This window comes from Amaricoccus sp., from assembly GCF_017993425.1.
Classification (GTDB): Bacteria; Pseudomonadota; Alphaproteobacteria; order Rhodobacterales; family Rhodobacteraceae; genus Amaricoccus.
Genome location: NZ_JAGOMQ010000008.1, coordinates 111,229 through 118,757, shown reverse-complemented (window position 1 = coordinate 118,757; position 7,529 = coordinate 111,229). Strand labels below are relative to the sequence as shown.

6 protein-coding genes and 1 tRNA gene are annotated in these 7,529 nt (G+C 72.7%); 2 read left to right on the top strand and 5 right to left on the bottom strand.

Annotation, left to right across the window (positions count from 1 at the left end):
• The first annotated feature begins 432 nt into the window (after positions 1 to 432).
• Entirely contained in the window at positions 433 to 594 is a 162-nt protein-coding gene (locus KBB57_RS05900) for a hypothetical protein (protein ID WP_290747610.1), read from the top strand.
• Positions 595 to 598: 4 nt separating this feature from the next.
• On the opposite strand, the gene KBB57_RS05895 is transcribed toward KBB57_RS05900, so the two are convergent.
• The 4 genes from KBB57_RS05895 to KBB57_RS05880 form a co-directional block, all read right to left on the bottom strand.
• Positions 599 to 3,118, bottom strand: coding sequence for a DNA translocase FtsK 4TM domain-containing protein (locus KBB57_RS05895; RefSeq protein ID WP_290747609.1), 2,520 nt, complete (start codon positions 3,116 to 3,118; stop codon positions 599 to 601).
• A 2-nt stretch (positions 3,119 to 3,120) separates the two neighbouring features.
• Complete coding sequence (locus KBB57_RS05890; protein WP_290747608.1) at positions 3,121 to 4,326, bottom strand: aminotransferase class I/II-fold pyridoxal phosphate-dependent enzyme; 1,206 nt, start codon at positions 4,324 to 4,326, stop codon at positions 3,121 to 3,123.
• A 140-nt stretch (positions 4,327 to 4,466) separates the two neighbouring features.
• On the bottom strand, positions 4,467 to 5,777 hold the full coding sequence (locus KBB57_RS05885; protein ID WP_290747614.1) for an amidase: 1,311 nt from the start codon (positions 5,775 to 5,777) through the stop codon (positions 4,467 to 4,469).
• A gap of 608 nt (positions 5,778 to 6,385) precedes the next feature.
• Complete coding sequence (locus KBB57_RS05880; RefSeq protein WP_290747607.1) at positions 6,386 to 6,709, bottom strand: hypothetical protein; 324 nt, start codon at positions 6,707 to 6,709, stop codon at positions 6,386 to 6,388.
• A gap of 266 nt (positions 6,710 to 6,975) precedes the next feature.
• On the opposite strand from KBB57_RS05880, the gene KBB57_RS05875 reads away from it, so the two are divergent.
• Positions 6,976 to 7,302 (top strand): hypothetical protein, encoded by a 327-nt coding sequence (locus KBB57_RS05875; RefSeq protein ID WP_290747606.1) that lies wholly within the window; start codon positions 6,976 to 6,978, stop codon positions 7,300 to 7,302.
• Between the two features lie 98 nt (positions 7,303 to 7,400).
• On the opposite strand, the gene KBB57_RS05870 is transcribed toward KBB57_RS05875, so the two are convergent.
• Positions 7,401 to 7,475 (bottom strand) — tRNA-Phe (locus KBB57_RS05870).
• Positions 7,476 to 7,529 lie beyond the last annotated feature (54 nt).

The window sequence follows — 7,529 nt, the reverse complement described above, 5'->3', positions numbered from 1 at the left end:
TCCGGGCAGTTTCCGTTACATTCAGGCACACTTTGCATTACGGTTTTTACTTTAACGATGCTTTCGCGCGTGCTTACACTATAGTGTCGCGCGGCCTTGGTAAGGGAGAGGTCGAGAGTTCAATCCTCTCTCGCAGCACCATCTCTCCCTCCCGTGTGGATTCTTCCGACAGTTCTGGGAGCGGGAAGGAAGATTCCGGCGCTTGTACGTCCCGTCCAGCCCGTAGCGGGAGAGGCTCGGCGAAGGCCGGCGTGAGCGCCCCCCGATGTCGGCCGGTCGACCCGGCGCTCGCAGGGCTGCTGGAGGCCGGCGAGGTCGCGTGCCATCCCCTCATCGTCGCGGAGATCGCGCTCGGCGCCCTGCGGGATCGCGCCAGCGTGGCGCGCCGGCTCGACGGGCTGCCGTCGCCCGCCGCTCGCCACGCCGGCGGAGGTGCGCACGCTCGTCGAGCGGCGGCGCCTCTTCGGGCGCGGGATCGGCTACGTGGACGCGGCGCTGGTCGCCGCGTGCCTGCTCGCGCCCGGGACCGCGCTCTGGACCCGCGACCGGCGGCTCGCGGCCGTGGCGCGGGACGCGGGCGTCTCCGCGGGCTGACCCCTCACCGCTCCGGCACCAGCACCTCGCGCTTGCCGACGTGGTTGGACTGGCTGACCACGCCCTGCTCCTCCATCATCTCGACGATGCGCGCGGCCTTGTTGTAGCCGATGGCGAGCTTGCGCTGGATGTAGGAGGTCGAGCACTTGCGGTCCTTGGCCACGATCGCCACCGCGGCGTCGTAGAGCGCGTCGTCGGACTGGGTGTTGCCGCCCAGGCCGAGGACGAGGTCGATGTCGTCCTCCTCCTCGTCGCTCGGGCCGTCGAGGACGCGGGCGTCGTAGGCGGGGACGCCGAGCGACTTCAGGTGCGTCACCACCTCCTCGACCTCCTCGTCCGAGACGAAGGGGCCGTGGACGCGGGTGATCCGCCCGCCGCCGGCCATGTAGAGCATGTCGCCCTGCCCCAGCAGCTGCTCGGCGCCCATCTCGCCGAGGATGGTGCGGCTGTCGATCTTCGACGTCACCTGGAAGCTGATGCGGGTCGGGAAGTTCGCCTTGATCGTGCCGGTGATGACGTCGACCGAGGGGCGCTGCGTCGCCATGATCAGGTGGATGCCGGAGGCGCGCGCCATCTGGGCGAGGCGCTGGATGCAGGCCTCGATCTCCTTGCCGGCCACCATCATCAGGTCGGCCATCTCGTCGACGATGACCACGATGAAGGCCATCGCCTGCGGCTGGATCTGCTCCGTCTCGAAGACCGGCTCGCCGGTGTCCTCGTCGAAGCCGACCTGCACGGTGCGCGAGAACGCCTCGCCGCGGGCCAGCGCGTCCTTCACCCGGGCGTTGTAGCCGTCGATGTTGCGCACGCCCATCTTCGACATCTTGCGGTAGCGGTCCTCCATCTCGGCGACCACCCATTTCAGCGCCACCACCGCCTTCTTCGGGTCGGTGACCACCGGCGAGAGCAAATGCGGGATGCCGTCGTAGACGGAGAGCTCCAGCATCTTCGGGTCGATCATGATCAGCCGGCACTCGTCCGGCGAAAGCCGGTAGAGCAGCGACAGGATCATGGTGTTGATCGCCACCGACTTGCCCGAGCCGGTGGTGCCGGCGATCAGCAGGTGCGGCATCCGGGCGAGGTTCGCCACCACCGGCTCGCCGCCGATGTCCTTGCCGAGGGCGAGCGGCAGGGCGTGGGCGCTGTCGCCGAAGCCCTTGGCGGCGATGATCTCGCGCAGCAGCACCTTCTCGCGCAGCTCGTTCGGCAGCTCGATGCCGATCACCGAGCGGCCGGGGATGGTCGAGACGCGGCAGGCGAGCGCCGACATCGAGCGGGCGATGTCGTCGGCGAGGCCGATCACCCGCGACGCCTTCAGGCCGGCGGCGGGCTCGAGCTCGTACATCGTCACCACCGGCCCGGGGCGGATCGCCACGATCTCGCCGCGGACGCCGTAGTCGTCGAGCACGCTCTCCAGCATCCGCGCGTTCTCCTCGAGCGCGTCGGTGGAGAGGTGGTGGCGGACGATGGTGCTCGGGTTCTGCAGGAGCGAGAGCGGCGGCGGCTGCCAGGCGACGGGGGCGCCCTTGGGGTCGAGGGCGAGCTCGGGCTCCTCCTCGCTGCGGGCGCGGACGCTCTTGGCGATCGGCTTCGGCGCCGGCTTCTGCACCCGGGTCTCGGGCGCGGCGAGCGGCGGGGGGGCGAGGTCGGGGGCGTCGTCGTCCTCCTCCTCGAAGGGGGCGACGACCGGCGGCGTGACCCGCGCCGCGCGCGGCGCGGGCGCCGCGGGCTCGCGCAGGACGGCCGGATCGAAGCGCGGGATCGGGCCGCCGGCCGGGCGGGGCAGCGGCGCCTCGGCGGCGGAGGCGCGGCGGGCGCGCGCCTCGGAGGCCATCGTCGCCGCCTGGCGCGCGCCGGCAGCGGCGCCGCCCAACGCGCGGCCGCCCAGCGAATGCGCGCCGGCGTAGACGACGACCGACCCCTGCCCCAGCAGCCGGCCGAAGCCGGAGAGCTCGGGCCAGGTCAGGCCGAGCGCGTAGCCGGCGGTCAGCACGAAGACGAGCGCCAGCGCCACGCTGACCAGCGGCAGCGCCGCCGCGGCGTCGAGCGGCAGCGCGCCGAGGAGCGCGCCGAGCGCGGCGTCGCCGATCAGCCCGCCGAGGCCGTAGGCGTGCTGCCAGCTCGCCAGCGGGACATGCGTGGCCGCGAAGGCCGCCGCGGCGACTAGCGCCACCGGCGTGGCGATCGCCCGGCTGAGCACCCGGTTCTCGCCGGCGTGGAGCAGGAGCCGCAGCCCCCAGACCGTGAACGCGAGCGGCGCGCCATAAGCCGCCCAGCCGAAGGCGCGGTGCAAGGGATCGGCGATCGAGGCGCCGATGAACCCGAGCGCGTTGGTCGGCGCGGCGTCGGTGGCGGAGAACAGGCTCGGGTCGTCGGGCGAGTAGGTCCAGAGGATCGTCCAGCCGAGCGCGCCGATCCCGATCAGGATCAGGCCGAGAAGCTCCGTCCCGCGCCGGCGCAGCGCCTCCTCGGTGTCGCTCTCGACGAGCGGGCTGCGGCGTTTCGTCTTGGATCGAGGCGCCATGGTCAGACCCTTTCTTCGGAGCGCGGCTCGGCAAGGACGGCGCGGATCGCCTCCAGCCCGCGGATGGTGTCGTCGAGCGGCGCGACCAGCGCGACGCGGATGTAGGGCGCGCCGGGGTTCGGCGCGCCGTCGCCCGCCCGGCCGAGATAGCCGCCGGGCAGGACGCGCACGCCCGCCTCGCGCCACAGCCGCAGCGCCGCCGCCTCGCCGTCGCCGACGTGGAGCCACAGGAAGAAGCCGGCGGGCGGCGAGACATAGCCGGGGAGGCCGCCAAGGATGCGGTCCGCCGCCTCGAACTTCGCCGCGTAGAGCGCGCGGCTCGCCTCGACATGCGCCTCGTCGCGCCAGAGCGCCGCGGCGGCGCGCTGCAGCGGCAGCGGCACGGGCGCCCCGCCATAGGCCTTGAGCCGCAGCAGCGCGCCGATCGAGCGCGGGCCGCCGGCCGCGAAGCCGCAGCGCAGCCCGGGCGCGCTCGACCGCTTGGAGAGCGACTGGAAGATCACCACGCGCTCGGGGTCGGCCCCGGCGGCGCGCGCCGCGGCGAGCGCCCCCGCCGGCGGGGCCTCGCGCCAGATCTCGGAATAGCACTCGTCGGCGCAGACCACGAAGTCGTGGCGCTCGGCGAGCGCGATCAGCCGCCGCCAGTCCTCGGCGGAGGCGACCGCGCCCTGCGGATTGGCCGGCGAGCACAGGAAGGCGACGCTCACCCGGTCGAGGAGCGCCGGCGGCAGGCCGGCATAATCCGGCAGGAATCCCGTCGCGGCGGTGGCCGGCACGGGCACGAGGTCCGCCCCGGCGGCGAGCGCCCCGGCGCCGTAGGCCTGATAGAACGGGTTCGGCACGAGGATCGCCGGCCGCTGCCCGCGCTTCAGCTCGGGCGAGAGCGCCAGCGCCGCGTTGAACAGGCCCTCGCGCGAGCCGTTCAGCACGATCACCTCGCGGTCGGGATCGACGCCGACGCCGTAGCGGCGGGCGAGCCAGTCGGCGATCGCCTGGCGCAGCTCCTCCACGCCCTCGTTCGGCGGATAGCGCCCGAACTCGGCGGCATGGGCGGCGATGGTCGCGGCGAGGAAGGCGGGCGGGGCGTGCCGCGGCTCGCCGAGCGACAGCGCCAGCTCCGGCGCGCCCGGCGGCACGTCGGCGAGCAGCCGCCTGAGCCGCGGGAACGCGTATTCCGGCAGGCTCGAGAACCGCTCGGGAAACTGCATCGATCGCCTCGTCGCCGGGGTCATTGGACGGTCGCCCCGAACTGCCCGCGAGCTTAGCCGGCGGGGGCGCGCGGGTCCAGTCGTTTGACGCGGACCGGTGGCGGGCGTGACCTCGCCGCCACCGTTAACCCTTTGACGCCTCAGGCGAGCGCGCGCTCGATGGCCGCGCCGAGGCGCAGGAGCCGCCCCTCCCCGCCCGCCGGCGCGAGGACCATCACCCCGCAGGCCGGGATGCCGGTCGGCACGCTCAGCGCGCAGAGCCGCAGCAGGTTGGCGAGGTTGGGGTTGCGCAGCGCCTTGAGGTTCTCGGCGGCGAAGTATGCGGGATCGGCGAGCAGCCGCTCGACGCGCGGCGGCAGGTTGGCGGTCGTCGGCAGCAGCACCGCGTCGTAGCCCGCCGTCGCCGCCGCCCAGCCCGCCCGCACCGCGTCGAGGGCGCGCAGGGCCGCCACGTAGTCGGCGCCGGAGATCGCCGCGCCGAGGCGGAAGCGGTCGCGGATCGGCGGCCACATCACCTCCGGGTCGGCCTCGATCGCCGCCCGCCACACGCCGTAGGCCTCCGGCCCGGCGACCGTCGGCCAGAGGCGGATCACCTCCGCGACCGCGGCCGGCAGGCCGCGCTCGATCCGCGCGCCCCCGGCCGCGACCCGCTCCAGCGCCGCGGCGAAGGCCGCCGCCGGGGCCTCGTCGGTCGGCAGGACCTCCGCGTCCTCCAGCACGAGGAGCCGCGTCCGCGCCAGCGTCGCCCCGCCGAGGTCCGCCGCCGGCCCGCCGGACAGCGCCGCGAGCATCAGGCCCGCATCCTCGACCGAGCGGCAGAGCGGCCCCACCGTGTCGAAGCCGGGCCGGAGCGGCGTCGCCCCGTCGAGCGGCAGCGCGCCGTGGGTGGGCTTGAAGCCGACGAGGTCGTTCCAGGCCGCCGGCACCCGCGCCGAGCCGGCGGTGTCCGAGCCGATGGCGGCGGCGGCCAGCCCGAAGGCGACCGAGGCGGCGGCGCCGGAGGACGAGCCGCCCGGCGCGAGCCCGGGGTCGTTGATGTTCGGCGAGGTGGCGGTGACCGGGTTGATGCCGAGGCCGGAGAAGGCGAGCTCGGAGAGGTGCGTCTTGCCGAGGCTGACCAGCCCGGCCCGCGCCGCGCTGGCCACCACCGCGCCGTCGCGCGCCGCGACCCGGCCGCGCAGCAGCGCCGAGCCCGCCTCCGTCGGCTCGCCGGCGAGGTCGAAGAGGTCCTTCCAGCTGACGGGGACCCCGTCGAGCGGGCCGCGGCGCAGGCCGAGCCTTGCGCGCTCCGCCGCCGCCCCGGCCTCGGCGCGGGCGCGGGCGGGCGTGGCGCGCACGTAGATGCGCGCCGCCTCCGGGTGCGCGGCGATGGCGGCGAGATACGTCTCGGCGAGCGCGCGCGGGTCGATCGCGCCCTCGCCTATGCCGCGCCCGAGCTCCGCCGCCGTCATCCACAACCAGCGCTCGTCCACGGCCCGTCCCTCCGCCTTTGCGCCAGCCTAGCGAGGCCGCCGCCGGCCGGCAATGCGCGGCCGTCGGGGGCGGTGGCACGCCCCGACCGCCGGGTTGGCCGGGCAGCGGGTCGGCCGCCTGGCGGGACCTGATCTAGATAGAAACTGGCGCTTCGGGCGAGATTGGGCATTTGGACCCGAGGCGTTCGATCTGCCTTGCGAGAGCCTTTGCGCGGGTCAGGCCGCCACGAGGGGCGAGGCAGTACTCAGGGCGCGGCCGGTCAGGATGAGGCGGGCGCGCTCCCGCGCCGCTTTGTCGCGGCGGCGCGGGAAATGCCATAGCCTAGTAAGCGCCGCTGAAGTGCTTGGCGACACGCACCGCAAATAGCAACGCGTACAGGTAGAGTTCGATGAGGGAATACATCATGTTCTTCCTTCCATCCGGGGTTGCAAGAAGGTGAGTTCGATGGGCGCTGTGTCTCCGTGCGCCGCGCAGGGCATATGCAGTACCCCGTGTGACCGGCGCGTGACGTAATGGACGCTCTCCTGTCACGCCGAGACCGGCAGGGGCGAGTCTCCTACGGCAGACAGGGAGCCTCCCAGGGGGGCTAACGGAACAGCGCTATCCCTGAGATCACGAGAGCGCCGAGCGATAGCCAAAGGGCGATCTTGGCCGTTCTGGTTTGCTGTTCGGCCGCTGTCGCGGCACGCTCAGCGGCCGGCGCGGATTTCGCTGCCTCCGCCGCGGCGACCCGGTTCAGGGTTAGTTCTTCCGCCGCTTTGGCATCCGCGCTCTCACGGTCCCGAGTTTTGAGCCCTTCTTCTACAATCGGCTTTTTTCTTGGGCCGTATACGCCGGAAGCGAGCTTCATTCGGACCGATGCCTGGCCCTCGGCTTCCAGCTCTGGAATCAAAGCTTCCGGATCGTCCAACTGATCAACCCGCCTCTTTAAGTCGCACCCCCGGTCCGCCGCCGTTCTCGGGGGATGAACTCGACGCCGGCGGCTTCGAGCGCAGAGCGGACGGCGGCGACGCTACTCGCGCGCGGCTTGCGCACCCCCGCCTCGAAATCAATTACGGTTGTTCGCGACGCCCGCCGGGAACTCGCATTGTTTGCGGAGAGTATGGATAGCAGCGAAGCGGCTGGCGAAATGGCCGCGGCGATCCGGCGCTACGCAGATATGAAGGATGGCGGTCGATGAGGCGCGACCTCGTGACGGCCGACATCAGCCGCCGCTGGCTCCTCCGGGCCGCGCCTCTCATCGGGGTGGCGTCCGCAGTCCCGCTCGACGCGCAGCCGGCAACCATTGACCAGAAGATCGTTGACCTGATCGCCGATCTTGAGCGTGTCGATGGATGGGAAATGGGCTCCACCATCTGCGCCAAGCTCTGGGTCGCGAGCGAGCTGCGGGCGATTGCCGGCATGGAGGCAAGCCCCTTCGGCGAGGAGATCGACCAGTACCACGCGACGAGGGCTGAGTATCTGGCCAACGCGCAGCGGCGGAACGGGGAATCGCAGGCGTGACCGCTTCGGCCAGCCGTATCGCCTCGCGGGCGGCTGGCCGGTTGTTACCTTAGGGTCTTTTCCGCTTCCGCCGCTTCCGTCTAACCTGTTGTTTTTGTTGGTGCCCGGGGGCGGATTTGAACCACCGACACGCGGATTTTCAATCCGCTGCTCTACCCCTGAGCTACCCGGGCACGGGGACGGGGGCCGTCAAGCGGGGCCGTCGATAGGCCAGGGCGCGCGCGCTG